The sequence below is a fragment of the Paraburkholderia sp. J76 genome, assembly GCF_905220295.1.
In the GTDB taxonomy this organism is placed as follows: domain Bacteria; phylum Pseudomonadota; class Gammaproteobacteria; order Burkholderiales; family Burkholderiaceae; genus Paraburkholderia.
In genome coordinates, this window is record NZ_CAJMZJ010000001.1 from 552,501 (window position 1) to 571,122 (window position 18,622).

Below are 18,622 nucleotides of genomic sequence, written 5' to 3' on the forward strand. Positions count from 1 at the left end.
GGCCAACGGTAGTATCTTTGCGCAGGTGATCCACAAGGCGAGGGCAGGACAACCGATGACGCGTCTTGACAGCCCCATCGATGCGGACCGCTTCGACGACGAATGGCTCGAAGCGGACGGCGCGGGCGGATTTGCGTGCGGCACGGTCGGCACCGCGCGAACGCGCCGCTACCACGCGCTCCTGCTCACGGCGACGCAACCGCCCACGAACCGCGTGGTGCTCGTGAACGGCGTCGAAGCCTGGATCGAGAACGGGGAACGCAAGACAGCGCTGACCATGCAGCGCTACGCGCCCGATCTGCTGTATCCCGATACCTCGGCGCGCATGGCGAGCTTCGACACGTCGCCGTGGCCCACGTGGCGCTACCGGCTGGACGGCGGCGGCGTGCTCGCAGCCGAGGTGTTCGTCGCGAAGGCGAGCGGCGAGACCGTGCTGCGCTGGCGGCTCGAAGCGCCCGCTCAAGCCGACGGCGCCGTGCTCAAAGTGCGTCCGCTGATTTCGGGCCGCGACTATCACGCGCTGCATCGCGAGAATCCCGCGTTCGACTTCGATGCACAAATCGACGGCGAGCGCGTGCGCTGGCAACCGTACGGCGATCTGCCCGCCATCGTCGCGCGCTCGAACGGCCGCTACGCGCACGCGCCGGACTGGTATCGCAACTTCTGTTACACGCGTGAACGCGAGCGCGGTCTCGACTGCATCGAAGATCTCGCGACGCCTGGCGTGTTCAGCTTCGATCTCGCCATGGGCGATGCCGTGCTGACGTTGCGCGCGCAACCATTGGCCGGTGCGAGCGAATCCCCGCAAGAAAGCGCGGCGAGCCACGCGCAACGGCTGGCGGGTTGCGAGGAAGTGCGCAGGGCCTCGTTCGGTTCGCGTCTGCAACGCTCGGCCAGCGCCTATGTCGTCGCGCGCGGCGAGGGCCGCACGATCGTCGCGGGCTATCCGTGGTTCACCGACTGGGGCCGCGACACGTTCATCGCCATGCGCGGGCTGTTGCTCGCGAACGAGCGCTTTGAGGAGGCTGGCGCGATCCTGCTCGAATGGGCCGCGACGGTTTCCGAAGGCATGTTGCCGAACCGCTTTGCCGATGCGGGCGGTGCGCCCGAATACAACTCGGTCGATGCGTCGCTGTGGTTCGTTGTCGCGGTGCACGATTATTTCGCCGCGGCAAACGTGCCGCCCGAAGCGCGGCACAGGTTGCAAGGCGCGGTGGACGCGATCGTCGAAGGCTATGCGCGCGGCACGCGCTACCAGATCGCAGCCGACCCGCGCGACGGCCTGCTGCGAGCGGGCGTGTCCGGCGTACAGCTCACGTGGATGGATGCGAAGGCCGGCGACTGGGTGGTGACGCCGCGCATCGGCAAGCCCGTTGAAGTTCAGGCGCTGTGGATCAATGCGCTGCGCATCGTCTCGGGCTGGGATGCGCGCTGGCGCGATCTGGAAGCGCGCGCCAGCGCCGCGTTTGCCGCGCGCTTCGTCGATCCGTCCACGGGCGCGCTGTTCGACGTAGTCGACGTCGATCACGTGGAGGGCACGGCAGACGCCTCGAACCGGCCGAACCAGATTTTCGCGGCAGGCGGTCTGCCGTTCGCGCTGCTGGAAGGCGATGCGGCGCGCGCGGTCGTCGCGCAGGTTCAGGCGCATCTGCTCACGCCCATGGGGCTGCGTACGCTCGCGCCTTCGGACCGCGCGTACCGCGGGCAATACCGCGGCGGCGTGCTGGAGCGGGACGGCGCCTATCATCAGGGCACCGTCTGGCCCTGGCTGCTCGGCCCCTTCGTGGACGCCTGGCTGCGCGTGAACGGCGATGCTGCCGCGCAACGCGCGTTCGCCCGCGAGCGGTTCGTCGCGCCGCTCATCGCGCATCTCGACCGCGCAGGGCTTGACCATATTTCCGAGGTCGCCGACGGCGATGCGCCGCACCGGCCCGGCGGCGCGCCGTTCCAGGCGTGGTCGCTCGGCGAATTGCTGCGCGTCCTGAAGCGGCTCGGTGACGCGGGCTAGCCCGCGCCTGTTGCGCGATCCGCGCGCGCGGCGGGGAAACCGCGCTAGCATGTGAAGCCAGGCCGCACCCCGGCGGCCCCACGTCAAGGAGATGCTCATGCTGCAGCGCGCCGCCGGCCTCATCCATACGGTCGAAGGCCAACGCCTGTATTCCGGCGATTACGCCCGCTGGCAGCGCTGGGGACCGTACCTCAGCGAGCGTCAATGGGGCACGGTGCGCGAGGACTATAGCGAGCACGGCACCGCGTGGGACTACTTCCCGCACGACCACGCGCGCATGCGCGCGTATCGCTGGGGCGAGGACGGCATGGCCGGGTTCGCCGACGAGCGCTTGACCTGGTGCTGCTCGCTCGCGTTGTGGAACGGCCACGATCCGATTTTGAAGGAGCGCCTGTTCGGCCTCACGAATGAAGAAGGCAATCACGGCGAGGACGTGAAAGAGTTGTACTTCTACCTCGACAGCACGCCGACGCATTCGTATATGCGCATGCTCTACAAGTATCCGCAGGCGGCGTTTCCCTACCAGGACCTGATCGACGAAAACGCGCGGCGCGGCGCCGGTTTGCCCGAATATGAAATCCTCGATACCGGCGCATTCGACGACGGACGTTATTTCGATGTGCAAATCGAATACGCGAAGCACACGCCGGAAGACATCGTCATGCGCGTGAGCGTCGAGAACCGCGCGGGGCAACATGCCTCGATCGACGTGCTGCCGCAGATCTGGGCGCGCAACACGTGGTCGTGGAAGGACGCGGGAAGCAAGCCGTCGCTCACGCTTGTCTCGTCGCCGGACGGCGAGCATGTCGTCGCGCACAGCGGCACGCACGAGCCGCTCGTCGTGACGGCTGCGGCAAAGGAGGGCGCGCGCGTCGAGTGGCTGTTTTGCGAAAACGACACCAACGTCAAGCGTCTTTTCGGCATGGATGGCGCCGGTCCGTTCAAGGACGGCTTCGACGACTATATCGTGCACGGCAACAACGACGCGATCCGGCGCGACGCCGGCACGAAAGCGGCCGCGCGCGTGCATCTGGAGATCGCGGCGCACGGCCGCGCGGTCGTCACGTTCCGCTGGCGCCCGGTGTCCGAGGCGAAAGACGAGGTGACGCTCGACATCGACAGCCTCTTCGCGCAACGCATCGCGGAAGCGGACGCGTTCTACGATGCGCTTCAGCGCGACATCGAGAGCGCGGACGCGAGGCTCGTGCAGCGCCAGGCGCTGGCGGGCATGCTGTGGTCGAAGCAGTACTACCAGTACGACGTGAACCGCTGGCTGGAGGGCGACCCGCTGCAACCGCCGCCGCCCGCGAGCCGCCTGCGCGGTCGCAACGCGGACTGGCGGCATCTGTGCAACGCGGACATTCTCTCGATGCCGGACAAGTGGGAATACCCGTGGTATGCGTCGTGGGATCTCGCGTTTCAGTCGGTTGCGTTCGCGTTGGTCGATCCGATGTTCGCAAAGAAGCAGATGCTGCTGCTCGTGAAGGACCGCTATCAGCATCCGAACGGACAATTACCCGCCTACGAATGGGCGTTCGGCGACGCCAATCCACCCGTGCATGCGTGGGCGGCCTGGCGTGTGTATGAGATCGACCGGTCGATCACCGGAAAGGCAGACCGCGAATTTCTCGAACTCATTTTCCATAAGCTGCTCCTGAATTTTTCGTGGTGGGTGAACCGCAAGGACGCGGACGGCCACAACATCTTCCAGGGCGGCTTCCTCGGGCTCGACAACGTCGGCATCTTCGACCGCTCGTCGCCGCTGCCGACGGGCGGCCACCTCGACCAGGCGGACGGCACGGCGTGGATGGCCGCTTATGCGCTCGACCTGATGCGCATCGCGCTCGAACTCGCGTTTGCGAACCATGTGTTCGTCGATATCGGCGTGAAATTCTTCGAGCACTTTTTGTATATCGCGGGCGCGGTGAGTTGCGATGACGGCTGCGAGACGGGCCTGTGGGACAGCGTCGACGAATTCTTCTACGACAAGCTGAGGCTGCCGGACGGCACCAGCGTGCCGCTGCGCATGCGCTCGATCGTCGGGCTGATTCCGTTCTTCGCCGTGCGCGTGCTGGAGGAGCGCGTGCATGGCGGCCTGCCGGGATTGCGCGACCGGCTGATCTTTTTCCTGCAGCACCGGCCCGACCTGGCCGCCCTCGTGTCGCGCTGGAACGAACCCGGCAAGGGCAATTCGCTGCTGCTCTCGCTGTTGCGCGGGCACCGGATGAAGGCGCTGTTGCGACGCATGCTCGACGAAGCCGAATTTCTCTCGGACCACGGCGTGCGTGCGCTTTCTCGCACCCATCTGGACGAGCCTTTCGTTTACCGCCATAACGGCTGCGACTTCAGCGTGAAATACCTGCCGGCCGAATCGGATTCGCGCGTGTTCGGCGGCAATTCGAACTGGCGCGGCCCGGTCTGGATGCCGGTCAACTATCTGCTGATCGAGTCGCTGTATGAATTCCATCGATATTATGGCGACGATTTTCGCGTCGAGTATCCGACCGGCTCGGGCAAGAAACTGTCGCTCGCGCAGATCGCCGACGAGCTTGCGCGCCGCGTGACGACGCTCTTTCTGCTCGACCGCAACAACGAGCGGCCCGTGATGGGCGCATATCCGCTGTTGCAGGCCGATCCACGCAGCCGCGATCTCGTGCTGTTTCACGAATATTTTCATGGCGACAACGGACGCGGCGTCGGCGCGTCGCATCAGACGGGCTGGACCGGGCTCGTCGCGCTGATGCTGCAGCCGCGCATGATGAGTCCTTCGGGCAACGTGCCGGTCGCGGGCGAGGTCGAGGACATGGAGACGGTGAAGTGAGCGGGTGTCGGCTTCGACCCGCCAGTTGCCTTGACCGGAAGTTGCCCGGAAGCTGACACCTGGCATACCGGACATTCGCACATATTGCGGAAACGCCCTCTGGGGAAGGGGTAACGTACATTGGCACAGCCGATGCATGCACGTCGAGCGGCAGTTGGTCCGAGTCGAGGTGCATCATGTCGAGCGTTTCGCATCGCAGGCCAGGTGGCGGTCTCCCGCACGTATGGCTTCTGGTCGGATTTATTGGCCGTCTGCCGGGAACGGCGTGGCCTTTTGTGCTTCCCTGGGTGATCCTGGTTCTGGCCAGTCCGTTTTGCGTGCTCGTCATTTCCGGCGCGCTCACGCAACACGTGCTGGTGCCGCCCGTGGAGGCGCCGAAAGCGTTTGTCGAAACCGGCTACACACCGGAATTCCTGGCAGAACGAATTCTTGCCGCGATGCGCGGAATCAGCAGCGACAGCGACGCGGTCCCGCACGACGCCTCGCTGGCCGACAGCGACAACCCGGATATCAAGCTTCCGGGCGAGGACATGTCCTATGCCTCGATTGTCGGCTTCCTTAAATCGACGTTTTTCAGGAACACGCCGGACGTGATCGTGCATATCGGCATCACGCGTGGGAGCGACAGTGCGGACTCCTATGTTGCGCATATCCAGATCGAAAACGGCCCGTTCAACGCGATGCACGACGACGTGCCGTTCAGCGGCAATGACTTCAACCGCTCGGTGCAGGACATTGCGGCGAAAGTCATGCGGCTCGTCGAACCGAATACGCTCGCGAGCCATCTCTTCACAAAGGTGCAAAAGACGCGATGTTCGCTGGACCAATGCGACTACAGCGAGATCGAAGCTATCTACGACGATGTGCTGGGGCGGCCGGGCTCAGTGGAACGCCTGTGGGCGCTCGCGGGTAAAGGGTGGCTGCTGCTTAGACAAAACCGCTCCGAGGAGGCGGAACAGCAGTCGCGCGACGCGCTCCTGCTGTATCCGCACTCGGGCGTCCTGCGGGCCAACCTCGGCATTGCGCTCGAACAGGAGCACAAAATCGACGCTGCGATCAAGGAGCTTCGGGCCGCGGTTCGCGAGAAGTTCAGTACTGCGGAGAATCAGCGTTTGCTCGGCGACGTGTTGTTGCACGCGCACCGGTATCCCGAAGCCCTTGGCGCGTTCCGTCGCGCGAACGCAATGCGCAGCGACGATGTGAACATCCTGCACGACTGGGGAGAGGCGCTCGTCGCCAATGGGCAGTACGAGGCGGCGATTGCCAGATTGTCCCGCGCGGTCGAACTGCGTCCCGATCTCGCGCCCGCGTACGAACTGTGGGGAAAGGCGCTGGAAAGCGAAGGCGATCTCTCCCACGCGGCGCAAAAATATGCCGAGGCGGACAAGCGCGACAGCGACGCGCTCACGCAGCATGAAAAGCAACTGGCTCTGCTTCGCGCGCCGCGCAAGTCGCAGCCGGTGTCGGCGAGTCTCAATGACCCGGTAGCGCTCAGCGCCCGTGCGCCGACTCGATGCCGAGCAGGATGAGATCGATTCCAGCGAGAAAATCGGCGCGGTCATCGTGATCGCGCAACTGTTTCGCGACGCTGCGCGTGAACGGATAGTCCTCGGGATCGAGCTGCGACCACATTGAGGCAACCTCGTCCAGAAAGTGGGTGCGATCGGGGTTCTGCTCGCGGGCGATTTGCGCATTCGCGGCGTTCTGGCCGCTTACGCCGAGGATGTAACTCAGCAACGCTGACGCCGTTGTCCACTGCGCGTCGTCGGGCACCTCAAGCGCGCGAATCTGCTGTCCGATACGTTCAAGAATCCTGACCATCGCCAGTTGCGCCGGGTCGCGCGCTAGCACCGAGCCCACCCACGGATGATCGTCGATCGCGTCGAACATACCCAGCGCGAGCGCGCGAATCGCTTCGCGTGGCGTCGCGCGGGGCAACGGCGCGTCCATGGTGCGGGCAACGATGGCGTCGCAGGCGGCGTTCAGCAGATCGCCCTTGTTTTCGACATGCCAGTAAATCGCGCCGGGACCCGTGGCGAGTTGCTCGGCCAATGCGCGAAATGTCAGGCCGCTTTCGCCGCTGCTGTCCAGCAGTTCGATCGACGCTTCGATGATCCGCTCGCGCGAGAGCGAGTCTTCGCGCCGCTGCACGGCCCGCGTTTTCTTGATCATGCTTTCTCTTGACGGCGTTGGAACAATGTTCCATATTACTATGGAACGGCGTTCCATAGAGTGCTGTCACACATAAACGACCACGCCCGATGGGCAAGGAGCAGGATGAGTACATCGATTGTAATCATCGGCGCGGGACTCAGCGGACTCATGCTCGCGCGCGTGCTACACGTTCATGGCATTCGTTCGACGATCTACGAGGCGGAACCCTCGGCGAATGCCCGGGCACAGGGCGGCATGCTCGACATTCACGAGAACAACGGGCAACTCGCCCTGAAGGCGGCGGGGCTTTTCGACCCGTTCCGCGACATCATTCATCCCGGCGGCCAGGCGACGCGGATTCTCGACACGCAGGGTCGCGTTCTCTACGAGCAACCGGATGAGGGAACCAGCGGACGGCCCGAAGTCCCGCGTGGAGCGTTGCGCCGTATTCTGCTCGAATCCCTTCCCGCCGGGACGGTGAGGTGGGGCCATAAAGTCATTGCGGCATCGCCGTTGGGCGGCGGCCGGCACGTTGTGACCTTTGCCGACGGCGCCACGGTGACGACCGATCTTCTGGTTGGGGCCGACGGCGCCTGGTCGAAAGTGCGACCGCTGCTTTCGGACGCGAAACCGGCCTATGTCGGCACTTCATTCGTCGAGACGTATCTGTTCGACTGCGACGCGCGTCACAAGGCGAGCGCGCAAGCAGTTGGCGAAGGCGCGATGTTTGCACTCGCGCCGGGAAAAGGCCTTGTCGCGCATCGCGAGCCGGGAGGCGTGCTGCACACGTACGCGCAACTGAATCAGCCACGAGACTGGATCGACAGCATCGACCCGTGCGATCCGGCGGCCTTTATTGCCACGGTTGCGAAAGCGTTCGAGGGCTGGGCGCCCGAGTTGACCGCGCTCATTACCGATGGCGAAACGCCCCCGGTGTTGCGCCCGATTCATGCGCTCCCTGACGAGCACACATGGCCGCACACGCCTGGCGTAACGTTGCTTGGCGATGCCGCGCATTTGATGATTCCGTCCGGCGAAGGGGCCAACCTCGCCATGTTCGACGGTGCCGAACTCGCGAGGGCCATTGCCGCCGATCCCGGCGACATCGAAGCCGCGCTCCTTGCGTACGAAACCCAACTGTTCCCTCGCAGCGCGAGCGAGGCGACGGCGGCAAAAACGCTGCTCGATGTTTGCCTCGGCGACGATTCGCCGCGCAGTCTGGTCGAGTTCTTCGCGTCCGGCCAACCCTAGCCGCAAGCCACTTTCGCGGCTTCGTTGCCTGATTTGTCAACGGTGTATTCCAAAAGAAGGCTTGCGTCTTTAAACTCCGACTCATAGAATCCGAGTTATGCGTTGCGCGGGTGTGGCACGAGCCGCACGAAGCGAGCGCTCCGCCGATTTCACGCATCCTGGATTGGAGAATCAAAAGATGTCGAAGCGTATTCTTGTTATTGGGGCCGGTTTTGCCGGCATGTGGAGCGCGCTGAGCGCGGCGCGGCTGCTCGACGAGCAGGGGCGCACGGACGTCGAGATCACGCTGGTCGCCCCGGACCCGCATCTGCATGTCCGTCCGCGTCTGTACGAAGAGGGTCCCGCGAACTTCCGCGCGCCGCTCACGGAGATTTTCGAGGCAACCGGCGTCAAGTTCATTCAGGGCACGGTCGAGCGCGTTCACGTGGATCGCCGCACGGTGGTCCTGATCGGCGTGGACGGGCAGACCGCCACGCTCGGCTACGACCGCCTCGTGCTGGCGACGGGCAGCCGGTTGTTCCGCCCGTCGATTCCGGGCCTCGCCGAACACACCTTCAGCGTGGACCAGACCGATGAAGCGGTCGAACTGGAAGAACACGTCCGCAGCCTGGCCGGCCAGCCAGAATCGCCCGCGCGCAATACCGTGGTGGTGGCGGGCGGCGGGTTCACCGGCATCGAGACCGCCGCGGAAATGCCGGCGCGCCTGCGCGCGGCGCTCGGCGAGCACGCGAACGTGAAGGTGATCATTGTCGAGCGCAACGAAGAGATCGGTCCGGATCTGGGCGCGGGCCCGCGTCCCGTTATCGAAGAAGCACTGGGCGCGCTCGGCGTGACCTGGAAGCTTGGCGCGGGTGTCGCTTCAGTGGATGCCGGCGGCGTCACGACCACGGACGGCGAGCGTATCGAATCGAGCACGGTGATCTGGACGGCCGGCCTGCGCGCGAGCGCGCTGACCGCGCAGATTCCGGGCCGGCTCGACGCCACAGGACGTCTTCACGTCGATCGCAATCTCGCGGTGGAGGGAGTGCCCGGCGTCTATGCGACGGGCGACGTCGCCCGCGCGGCCACCGACGACGAAGGCAATCACACCCTGATGTCGTGTCAGCACGCGATGAATCTGGGGCGCTCGGCAGGCCATAACGCCGCCGCCGATCTGCTTGGCCTCGATCAGATTCCGTATAGCCAGCCGAAGTACGTGACGTGTCTCGATCTGGGTCCGTGGGGCGCGGTGTATACGGAAGGATGGGAGCGCGAAGTGAAAATGCAGGGCGCCGAGGCGAAGAAGCTCAAGCACCAGATCAACTCCGAATGGATCTATCCGCCTCGTGCGGACCGTGCGCAAGCGCTCGCCGCCGCCGATCCGCTTCGCATCGTGGTCGCCTGATCCTCAGGACGACGACGGATATGATTGAACGCGGAAGCCTCGCTTGAGGCTCCGCGTTTTTTTTCTGTGCGCCAGAAGGGCTCACAGGCGGCGCGTGTTATCCGCGACGACTGGCGGCGCGCTCGGTGAACCAGTCCACCACGTGATGGTGATAGCTGGCAGGCGCCTTCGAATACGCGCGAGTGGCGAGATCGGCAAGCGAATGTTGCCTGAGTTCCGCACGCATGGCGCGCTCGGCGCCTTGCATCACGGCATGAATCGAGCAGGTGCCGCGTGTGGCCCACGTGGGCGGCTCGTCGTTGAAAACCGCGCATTGCCCGCGCACTTCACGACAGTCGAAGAGCGCCTTTTCGCCGTCGATGGCGTCGACAACGTCCAGCACCGAAATATTGCGCGCGGGTTTCGCGAGCCTGAAACCGCCGCGTATGCCTTCGGTCGACTCGACGATGCCGGCCTTGGCGAGGCGCGTGAAGAGCTTGGCGGCGTAATCGACGGGCACGCCCTGCATTTGCGCGAGGTCGCGCACGCTCGCCTCGCGCACGCCGGCAGGCGTCCCGGCAAGATAAAGCAGGCAATGCAGCCCGTATTCGACGCCCGTGCTGATGTGTGACATGGTTATACGACGACTGTGTGTATCGGAGTTGTTAGGGTAACGCAGTGCGGCGCCGAAGTCACCCGCTACGTCGTCCTTTGCGTCGTGCGCGGCGGACATCGTGGACGCGACGCGCGAATTCCTGTGCGAACATACGCGTGCAGATGGCGCTTTTCCTCGGTAGACCCGACTCGAAGGGGGCAGCATGAACAAAAACGGTGCGAACGGCACGATCGGCGCGATGGTTGTTGTTGCTATGGCGTGCTGCGCTGCCGGTGCGAACAATGCGAGCGCGCAAACCGCCGCGAACGGGGCGGCTGGTGTGTCCGTGCTAAGCGTATCGGCATCGACACCCGGAACCCGGCCGGATACCTCGGTGGTCCGTGACGTGCGCCGTGCCCTTCGGCGCGTGCCGGATCTCGACGATTCGGACATTCACATTCGGGTTAGCCACGGCGTCGTCACGCTCACGGGCTCCGTGCCCGAGACGTGGCAGATTTCGCGCTCCGCCAACGCGGCAAGATCGGTGCTGGGCGTGAGAACCGTTAGAAACCGCCTGAAGGCTCAGAAGGGGGATGAGGCGGCCAGCGAGTAGCGTCCTGGCTATACGGCTAACTCCTTGCACTGGCGCAAAATACTGTATAAATTAACAGTATGTGTTTACGTCCAGTGGGAGCGCCGCATGGAATCGCTAATTCGCATTGTGAATGACGAGGATCGTCAGGCATTTGAATGGCTGCTGGCAAATGTAGGTGCGGATCGCGTGGGAGCCGCGGCCCAGCGGCTGGCGAGCGGTGGGAAACGCCCGTTCGTTTCCGCGTTGTGCAGATATCTCGGCGCATGGCCGCCTGCGGCGCGTCGCGCCCGCAAGAGCGCGCCCATTCAGACTGCCGTCGGCGATCTCTATCTGGCGCGCATCCGTGAACTCTTGGCGCAACGCCCTACGATCAAGGTTGGCGCGCATTGATTAAGGCCTGGCTCCAGCGCTGCCTTGTATGACGTCTTGCGTCAGCGGGCAGCGCTCAACCCCGCAACAGGTCTCTTCTTGTCTGACTGGTGTAAATCCAATCTGACAAATCAAACTCCGCATCCGCTTTTCGCAACGCGCCGCCGTCATACCTCGGGGGGCAACTAACTCCCGCAATGAATTGGGGAAACTCCTGACTCATCCTGATTCATGAGGCGGATTTAACAAAGTTAGAATCAAGGCTCTAGATCGACGCCATTCGTTTTTGAACGGCCAGCGCCACTCGCGGGGAAAAGTCATACATCAACCGCGGTCGATACAGACATCACGATAGACGAAATGCACGGGGAGTAAATTAGTATGTCTAATCAAAAATTCTCGGTGGCGCAAAGCGCATCGTGGGCCGTCAATCTCACGAGGTTGAGCGGTCATCTGTTCGATGGGTTTTGCGAAATTGCGCGCCTCAACCTCGTGACTTGCCGGGCGGTATTCGCCGGGTCGCAACAGCACTTCGAACACATAGCGTCCGCGCAGACGCCGGAGCAATTCGTCCGCAACCAGGTCGAGATGTTGCCGTGGGTCGCTTCGCAGGCGGCAGGGTACACGCGCGCGTACATGGAAATCGCATCTGAAACTGCGGCGAAGATGAGGTAGCGCGCATCGCCTTCACGCGGCGAATGCGTTAATAAGCGCGGCCAATTTGAAAGGCGCAAAGAAGCGGGATCATGCGGGAGGGAAATATATATGCTGAGCCCCCACGAGCTTGCCACGTTAATGCTGATAAAGAATGCGCCAGGGCGGATCGAATCGGACCGGGAGGAACTCGGTGCGCTTCGCGATCTTCATCTGGTTGTGGTCGATATGCACGAATCCGGTTTCCCAACTCCCCGAGTGACGGCTCAAGGCGACGCACTCCTGAGAGCGGTTGCCCGCGTGCGCTGATTTGCGGTCCGCAGGGTGCAGGGGGCTAATTTGCGCGCTAGTCGATGCGATTTGATTAGGACAATTGATCGATTGCCGGCTGATGCTGATCCGCGTCGCAACATGCGCGTCGCGTGAACCGTTTCAGTGCGATCTGGCACGGTATGTTCGGGTGCATCCCCCATGCGCTGTCCGATGCCAAAATATGCCGCGCGGTCGGGAGCAGGGGTACGATAGCGACAGAAACACTACTCAGCGTGGCTCCCTATGACTGCAAACTCACATGCCGCACGCGATGTCGATACAGAGGCCCTGGCTACCCTCTCAGAGTATCTGGAGCTTGCGCTCGACAAGGGGGGAAGCCTGATTCTCGTTCGAACGCCTGGCGGGAAAAGCGAGGTTTATCTGGGCGACCCCGCGTTGTTGCAGGAAGACTGGACGCCCCTTGGCGCCATTCCCGAGCCGGTGGCGCGGGCCATACTGGAGGGGACGCGCTCAGGCCTCAACGAGCTGACCATTCAGTCGCAAAGCTATCGTTTTGTACGGTTGTTCGCTCAGGTTGCTGATGTCGGGGCAGTCGTCTTCGTCGCGGCCTGAACGATTCTGCCGCATCCGCCTCTTTTCTCTGCGGCAAAAGGTCATGCGATCACGTTGAGAAGGGGCTTGCGCGAAAGCCATTATCATTAGCGAATGGTGTCCACGCGCAGGAGACGATTCGTGGCAACGTACAAGGAACTCAAAGCGCAACTCGCTGAACTCGAGAGTCTGGCGGCCGTCGCCCGTCAGCAAGAGTTCGAGACGGTTCTCGCCGATATCCGCACGAAGGTGGCCGAATTCGGGTACACGCAACAGGATATTTTCGGCAGTCGCCGTGGCAGACCGGGGGTTGCGCCGGGCGCCGCGCCCCCGAAATATCGCGATCCCGTGAGCGGCGCGACGTGGTCCGGCAAAGGGCGCGCACCGAACTGGATCAAGGACGCGAAGAATCGCGACCGGTTTCTGATACGCGAATAAATCGGGTGATGCGAGCGCAAAGGGGACCGCCATGGTCCTCAAAACAGGTCGCGTAGCGGCAGGCGGCGCAAATCGTCTGTGACGGGCACGCTCGCGAGGATCACCAGCAGCATCGACAGAGGAACGCCCGCGGCAAATCCAAAATGCCGGAAAGCCAACGCACCCAGCGTTCCGCCAAGCAAAAACATGCCGAGCAGGGAACCGAGTACGCGTACGCGCTGCATATCGGCGGCCACGTGCTGCGATGGTGAAGCCGGTACGCCCCAATTCCAGTAGAGCGCCTTTCCCAACTCAATGCCCAGATCGGTCACGATGCCGGTCACATGCGTCGTGCGGATTTCAGCGTGCGAGATTTTCGTGATCATGGCGTTCTGCATGCCCATGACGTAACAAAGCACGGCAACAGTCAGCGGTACGAAGAGAACGCGGTGAATCTCCAGATTCGCGCCGAGCGCGGCGAAGCAAAGGAGCAGGGCGGCTTCGAGCAGGAGCGGCAGGGCGTAGACGCTACGCGCGCAACGGCGGCGTCCCCAGTTGATCAGAATGGCGGATGTCGCGGCGCCGCTCACAAAGGCGACGACGGAACTGATGGCGGACAGCGCGATGGCGCTGTCGCCGAGCGCGGCGCTGTCGGCGAGAGACGAGACGATGCCCGACATATGCGACGTGTATTGCCCAACGGCGAGGAACCCGCCGGCATTGATCGCGCCGGCGACCCAGGCGAGGACGCGGCCGAGCCGCAGATTGGCCCGCTCGGTGCGTTCGACGGAGGTGAAGCTGCGGAGATAGTGAATGGGCACGACGGCTTTCCGGGCTGCGGACGTCGAAACGCACAGTCTACGACGCGGACTTACTGCGCAGCCAAACGCCATGCGGCGTGGGGATGCGGTAGTTTGCCGCATGGCGCGCCGTATTGTCGTGGATTGCTGTAGTTCGATTGCTACCGGCGTTTTGCGCGCGGATGGCGGCCACAGCGATGCGTGTGGGTGTGAGGGCGTTCAGGTTTGCGCGTTGGGTGTCGGCCGGACGCTTAATCGGTGAGGATCGTTGAGATTGTTGTCGGGCTCCGATATCGGCAGGCAATTCGTGATCGTGCCGATACCGAAGCCGTCTGTTATGCGCGACGGCGATTCGCTCACGGCGAGCGGTTGGCCGAGGGCGCGACCTCGCGCTGAACTCCTGGGTTATGCGTCATTGTGTGCCGCTGCTCGTTGGGGTGAGGATCGGGGGCTCAAGGCCGCCTGTATCCACCGCAAAGCCCGCTTTGGTCGTGCCCGTCACGCCGCCTCGCGGCCCGTCATTGCTCACGGCCCGCGTGGGGCCCGCGCCGCTGCCCGTGCCGCTCACGGGTGGTGGACCGTAGTCGTTCGCAACGGGAGCTGCACTGGGTTTTGCGACTGCGATGGGCGCGGGGTTCGTCGCGGCCGGCGGCGTGTAGCTGTTCGCAACCGGTGCAATGGGCGCCCCTACGGTCGTGCTGCGGACTGAAGTGGTCATGCTCGTTGGCCCAGCGTGGTCGGGTGTGGCCGATGCCGCGGCCGCGCTCGCACGGTGGTCGGCATCGGGAGCGAGCGGCGGCCCGTATGCGTTGACTACGGGAGCGGGCGGCGGAGGCGGCGCTATTTCGACCATGGCGGATGGTGAACTCATCTCCCCCGAGCCGTGACCCAACGGTCCACCAGGTCCGCCCGTGCTCGCGCCGCCCACGGAACCCCCGGCGCTCGAGCCCGCGCTTGCGCCAGCACTGCTTCCACCAGTGCTGCCTGCGCCGGAGCTGCTGCCGCCACTGGAACTGCCTGCGCCCGAGCTACCCGCGCCGGAGCTTCCTGCGCCCGAACTGCCTGCACCCGAGCTACCCGTGCCGGAGCTTCCTGCGCTGGAGCTTCCTGCGCCCGAGCTACTCGCGCCGGAACTACCTGCGCCCGAACTGCCTGCGCCGGAACTTCCTGCGCCCGAACTGCCTGCGCCGGAACTTCCTGCGCCCGAACTGCCTGCGCCGGAACTTCCTGCACCCGAACTGCCTGCGCCCGAACTGCCTGCGCCGGAACTTCCTGCACCCGAACTTCCTGCACCCGAACTTCCTGCACCCGAACTGCCTGCGCCCGAACTGCCTGCGCCCGAACTGCCCGCGCCGGAACTACCCGCGCCGGAACTACCCGCACCAGAACTACCCGCGCCGGAACTCCCTGCACCAGAGCTTCCTGCGCCTGACCCGGAACTCGAACCTGCGCCTGCTCCCGCGCCAGAGCTTGAGCCTGATCCAGAGCCGGAACTCGATCCATGCCCACCGCTCGAACCCGCCCCCGAACTACCCGCCCCCGAACTACCCGAGCCCGAACCGGAGCCCGAACCGGAGCCCGAACCGGAGCCCGAACCGGAGCCCGAACTGCCCGAGCCCGAACTGCCCGAGCTTGAACCTGAGCCCGCGCCAGCACCTGAACTCGAACCGGAGCCAGAGCCAGAGCCAGAGCCCGCGCCTGAACTAGAACCCGAACCAGCAGAACCCGAACCAGCGCCAGAGCTTGAACCGGAGCCAGAGCTTCCGGATCCGGAGCCTGAACCGGAACTCGACCCGTGACCACCACTCGAACCGCCGGAACCGGCCCCGGAACCACCCGAACCTGCACCTGAACTGCCGGCGCCTGACCCGGCACCCGAACTGCCGGCGCCTGACCCGGCGCCCGAACTACCTGCACCTGATCCGGCGCCCGCGCCCGACCCCGCCCCGGAACTAGAGCCCGACCCGGAACCCGAGCCCGACCCAGAACCCGAGCCCGAGCCCGACCCAGAACCATGGCCGCCGCCTGCACCGGCACCGCCGCCTGCGCCATTCCCTCCACCGCTGCCACCGCCATTTCCTCCGGCAGCACCATATGCCGCGCCCGACAGGGCCAAGGCGAGCACCCACACCACGGTTTGCTTCGTTGATCTGTTCATCGTCCCCCCATTTCGCATAAGCCGCTTCAAAGCCGCGTCTTGTGCGCGCAACTCCGCCAGGCGCAAGGGCTAGCCGGCGCGCAAGCGATGTACCTCGAAACTCCCCCGAGACGCGTCGTGGCCGTTGTTCAGAAGGCAAGTGACCGCAATTTGATTCGCATTGCGAAGCACTGCATTTCGTATGATTACGTCCAAAGCCGACAAAGCCACTTTATGCGGATTGTCGCGGCTAGTCGTCGCGATGGCAGGCGTTGGCGAAGAAATGCTAGCGAATGGCGGTGGCCTGAGACGCCGGTAGCGTTGACCCCTTTCAGGGGGCAAACTTGTTTGACAGCATCATGCACACCTTGACTCGTCCGCCCGCGTATGGCCGGAGCCCTGCGATCCAGTGATTCCACCACGTGCCCGAAGCCTACCGCGCAGATGCGAACCATCCCTCGGCGTCGGAGAAGCACCGTCTACCCAATTGCACCGTTTGTTCTTCGTCGCTCAATTAACGGCATGGTTGTCGCCTTGACGAAGTTCGCACTCGTTCCCCGGCGTGAGACTTCGAAGTCGTGTCCTGCAATTTAATTCATTGGTTATCCTAAGGAAATGGCGAATTCAGGATAGGGCGACACGGTTTTACTATTTAGTACCATCGCCGGCTTGCGCGTTTGCTGCTGAATCGTCTGCCAAAAAAGACACAAGCGGCGCGCGCCATGTCTGCGCGAGCAGGACGCCCGCAAGCGCCACGGCACCGCCCACGAAATGATGCGCAAACAGCCGTTCGCCAAATACGCCCACGGCAAGCGCCGCCGTCAACACGGGCAGCAAATTCATGTACATGCTGCAGCGATTCGGGCCGAGGTGCTTCACGCCTTGCATCCAGAAGAACGGAAGCACGACCGACGCAAGCGAGCCCGCGTAGGCAATGAGCGGTAAAGCGGCGCGAGTGGGCAATCCTTGCGCGAGCGGAAGGCGCAGCATCGGCACAAGCATGAAGAGCAACGCCGCGATCGCCTGGAAATAAGTCGATTGCCACGACGGCAGGCCAACGTGCCAGCGCCGCAGCAACACGCCATAAAGGGCGTAAGCGGCGCTTGCGCAAAGCATCAGCAGATCTCCCGCATGCACGCCGCCCGCGAACAGCGCTCCAGGATGGCCGGCCGTGATCAGCCAGACGAGTCCCGCGAATGACAGCATGCCCCCACTCACCATTCCGGCCGTGGGCGTTTCGCCGAGCAGCGCCACCGAGAGCAACATGGTAAGCAGCGGCACGAGCGCGGTCATGATCGCCATGTTGGTGGCCGTTGTCGTCCTCGCGGCTTCGTACGACAGGCACTGGAACAGCGCCATTGCCAGGAGGCCCAGGAATGCGAGCCTAGGCAGTTGCGGAATGATCGCCGCGCGGTTGCGCCATGCACCCGCGGGCACGAAGAGGCTCATCAGCGCGACGGCGAGCAGCAGGCGCCAGAAGGTGATGGCATACGGGTCGATGGTGTGCGCGGACAGGCGCGACACCATGACGTTGCCGGACCACAGCGTAATCGCCGCGACAGGAAAGAGCGAATAGAGCGCGGAGCGCGAGGAAGAAGCGGGCATTGCAGTCCCCTGAACAGAGTCGCGTGTGTGGGAAGAACCAGGAGATTGCACGCTGCGGCTGGGGACTGTCTCACGCTAGAATGGCGAATCCGGTCTCAAAACTGCCATCCCCAAACCTCCTTCCACTTCCACGCCGATGACCGCTCTCCCGCCACCGGACGTGCACGTTCCCTTTGAAGACACCCCAATGCCGGTCGCGGCGCTCGCTGCCGACTATCCGCACGGCGCGTTCGTCGCCACGCACCGCCACAGGCGTGCGCAACTGCTCTATGCGGTTGAGGGTGTCATGCTGATCGAAGCGCAGGCGGGCCGCTGGGTCGTGCCGCCAACGCGCGCGGTATGGCTCGATGCCGGGCTGGAGCACACGGTACGCATGAGTGGCCGCGTGCGCATGCGCACCGTGTTCGTGGAACCCGGCGCCGCAAAGGATTTGCCGCGAGGCAGTTGCGTGGTCGAGGTGCCGCCGTTGCTGCGCGAATTGATTCTCGGCGCGGTGGAAGTGCCGCTCGACTACGCGCCGGGCGGCCGTCACGATCTGCTCATGCGTCTGTTGCTTGCCGAAATCGCGGTGATACCGCGCCTGCCGCTGTATCTGCCGTGGCCCGCCGAACCGCGATTGCGCAAGCTTTGCGACGCGATCATCGACACGCCGGATGCGCCGCACGAAATCGCGCATTGGGCGCACCGGCTGGGCATGGCGGAGCGCACGCTGCACCGCGCGTTCCAGCGCGAGACCGGCATGACGCTCGGGCGCTGGCGTCGGCATGCGCGGCTCTTCCTGGCACTCGAGCGCCTCGCGCGCGGCGAGAAGATCGTGGCCGTCGCACTCGACCACGGCTATACGAGCCAGAGTGCGTTTGCTGCGATGTTCAAGCGGCATTTCGGTATTGCGCCTTCCGGGTTTTATCGCTGAGGAGCGCTTCACAAGCTCGACGATCGCATTGATTTGACGCCGCCGTCACCGTACCGCATAGTGCGATAGTCACGAC

At 64.1% G+C, this 18,622-nt stretch carries 19 protein-coding genes; 13 read left to right on the forward strand and 6 right to left on the reverse strand.

The window, feature by feature from the left end; genetic code table 11:
• Window positions 1-55: 55 nt before the first annotated feature.
• The 3 genes from U5768_RS02510 to U5768_RS02520 all read left to right on the forward strand — a co-directional run bounded on the left by U5768_RS02510 (window position 56) and on the right by U5768_RS02520 (window position 6,358).
• Complete coding sequence (locus tag U5768_RS02510) at window positions 56-2,008, forward strand: amylo-alpha-1,6-glucosidase (RefSeq protein ID WP_322028798.1); 1,953 nt, start codon at window positions 56-58, stop codon at window positions 2,006-2,008.
• A 97-nt stretch (window positions 2,009-2,105) separates the two neighbouring features.
• Window positions 2,106-4,829, forward strand: coding sequence for an MGH1-like glycoside hydrolase domain-containing protein (locus tag U5768_RS02515; protein ID WP_415913831.1), 2,724 nt, complete (start codon window positions 2,106-2,108; stop codon window positions 4,827-4,829).
• 176 nt (window positions 4,830-5,005) lie between these two features.
• Window positions 5,006-6,358 carry a tetratricopeptide repeat protein gene (locus U5768_RS02520; protein WP_322028800.1) on the forward strand — a complete coding sequence of 451 codons (1,353 nt, stop codon included), beginning with the start codon at window positions 5,006-5,008 and terminating at the stop codon, window positions 6,356-6,358.
• Here U5768_RS02520 and U5768_RS02525 read toward each other — a convergent pair.
• The gene (locus tag U5768_RS02525) at window positions 6,321-7,001 is read right to left on the reverse strand and encodes a TetR/AcrR family transcriptional regulator (RefSeq protein WP_322028801.1); all 681 of its coding nucleotides are present in this window, start codon (window positions 6,999-7,001) and stop codon (window positions 6,321-6,323) included. The two genes, U5768_RS02520 and U5768_RS02525, sit on opposite strands and share 38 nt — an antisense overlap.
• 105 nt (window positions 7,002-7,106) lie before the next feature.
• On the opposite strand from U5768_RS02525, the gene U5768_RS02530 reads away from it, so the two are divergent.
• On the forward strand, window positions 7,107-8,234 hold the full coding sequence (locus U5768_RS02530; protein ID WP_322028802.1) for an NAD(P)/FAD-dependent oxidoreductase: 1,128 nt from the start codon (window positions 7,107-7,109) through the stop codon (window positions 8,232-8,234).
• A gap of 178 nt (window positions 8,235-8,412) precedes the next feature.
• Entirely contained in the window at window positions 8,413-9,618 is a 1,206-nt protein-coding gene (locus U5768_RS02535; protein WP_322028803.1) for an NAD(P)/FAD-dependent oxidoreductase, read from the forward strand.
• A 97-nt stretch (window positions 9,619-9,715) separates the two neighbouring features.
• Here the strand turns inward: U5768_RS02535 and U5768_RS02540 are convergent, their stop codons facing one another.
• Window positions 9,716-10,231: an Rrf2 family transcriptional regulator gene (locus tag U5768_RS02540; RefSeq protein ID WP_322028804.1), complete on the reverse strand. Its 516-nt coding sequence runs from the start codon at window positions 10,229-10,231 to the stop codon at window positions 9,716-9,718.
• Between the two features lie 184 nt (window positions 10,232-10,415).
• Here U5768_RS02540 and U5768_RS02545 point away from each other — a divergent pair, with 184 nt between their 5' ends.
• From U5768_RS02545 to phaP, 3 genes are all read left to right on the forward strand, one after another.
• The gene (locus tag U5768_RS02545) at window positions 10,416-10,805 is read left to right on the forward strand and encodes a BON domain-containing protein (protein WP_322028805.1); all 390 of its coding nucleotides are present in this window, start codon (window positions 10,416-10,418) and stop codon (window positions 10,803-10,805) included.
• Between the two features lie 87 nt (window positions 10,806-10,892).
• Complete coding sequence (locus U5768_RS02550; protein ID WP_322028806.1) at window positions 10,893-11,177, forward strand: hypothetical protein; 285 nt, start codon at window positions 10,893-10,895, stop codon at window positions 11,175-11,177.
• A 360-nt stretch (window positions 11,178-11,537) separates the two neighbouring features.
• Window positions 11,538-11,831, forward strand: a complete 294-nt coding sequence (phaP, locus tag U5768_RS02555; RefSeq protein WP_322028807.1) for a TIGR01841 family phasin — start codon at window positions 11,538-11,540, stop codon at window positions 11,829-11,831.
• Window positions 11,832-11,948: 117 nt separating this feature from the next.
• Here the strand turns inward: phaP and U5768_RS02560 are convergent, their stop codons facing one another.
• Window positions 11,949-12,080, reverse strand: coding sequence for a hypothetical protein (locus tag U5768_RS02560; protein WP_322028808.1), 132 nt, complete (start codon window positions 12,078-12,080; stop codon window positions 11,949-11,951).
• 285 nt (window positions 12,081-12,365) lie between these two features.
• On the opposite strand from U5768_RS02560, the gene U5768_RS02565 reads away from it, so the two are divergent.
• Complete coding sequence (locus tag U5768_RS02565; RefSeq protein ID WP_322028809.1) at window positions 12,366-12,695, forward strand: hypothetical protein; 330 nt, start codon at window positions 12,366-12,368, stop codon at window positions 12,693-12,695.
• A gap of 120 nt (window positions 12,696-12,815) precedes the next feature.
• On the forward strand, window positions 12,816-13,112 hold the full coding sequence (locus U5768_RS02570) for an H-NS histone family protein (RefSeq protein WP_322028810.1): 297 nt from the start codon (window positions 12,816-12,818) through the stop codon (window positions 13,110-13,112).
• Between the two features lie 38 nt (window positions 13,113-13,150).
• On the opposite strand, the gene U5768_RS02575 is transcribed toward U5768_RS02570, so the two are convergent.
• A complete protein-coding gene (locus U5768_RS02575) occupies window positions 13,151-13,912 on the reverse strand; it encodes a YoaK family protein (protein ID WP_322028999.1) in 762 nt (253 codons plus the stop codon).
• Between the two features lie 391 nt (window positions 13,913-14,303).
• Complete coding sequence (locus U5768_RS02580; RefSeq protein WP_322028811.1) at window positions 14,304-14,609, reverse strand: hypothetical protein; 306 nt, start codon at window positions 14,607-14,609, stop codon at window positions 14,304-14,306.
• Here U5768_RS02580 and U5768_RS02585 point away from each other — a divergent pair.
• Together U5768_RS02585 and U5768_RS02590 are read left to right on the forward strand one after the other, a co-directional pair.
• Window positions 14,608-14,778, forward strand: a complete 171-nt coding sequence (locus tag U5768_RS02585) for a hypothetical protein (protein WP_322028812.1) — start codon at window positions 14,608-14,610, stop codon at window positions 14,776-14,778. The two genes, U5768_RS02580 and U5768_RS02585, sit on opposite strands and share 2 nt — an antisense overlap.
• A 67-nt stretch (window positions 14,779-14,845) precedes the next feature.
• Window positions 14,846-15,598 (forward strand): hypothetical protein, encoded by a 753-nt coding sequence (locus U5768_RS02590; protein ID WP_322028813.1) that lies wholly within the window; start codon window positions 14,846-14,848, stop codon window positions 15,596-15,598.
• Window positions 15,599-16,676: 1,078 nt separating this feature from the next.
• On the opposite strand, the gene U5768_RS02595 is transcribed toward U5768_RS02590, so the two are convergent.
• Window positions 16,677-17,633: a DMT family transporter gene (locus U5768_RS02595; protein ID WP_322028814.1), complete on the reverse strand. Its 957-nt coding sequence runs from the start codon at window positions 17,631-17,633 to the stop codon at window positions 16,677-16,679.
• A 187-nt stretch (window positions 17,634-17,820) separates the two neighbouring features.
• Here U5768_RS02595 and U5768_RS02600 point away from each other — a divergent pair, with 187 nt between their 5' ends.
• Window positions 17,821-18,546 (forward strand): helix-turn-helix transcriptional regulator, encoded by a 726-nt coding sequence (locus U5768_RS02600; RefSeq protein ID WP_322028815.1) that lies wholly within the window; start codon window positions 17,821-17,823, stop codon window positions 18,544-18,546.
• The last annotated feature ends 76 nt before the right edge of the window (window positions 18,547-18,622 follow it).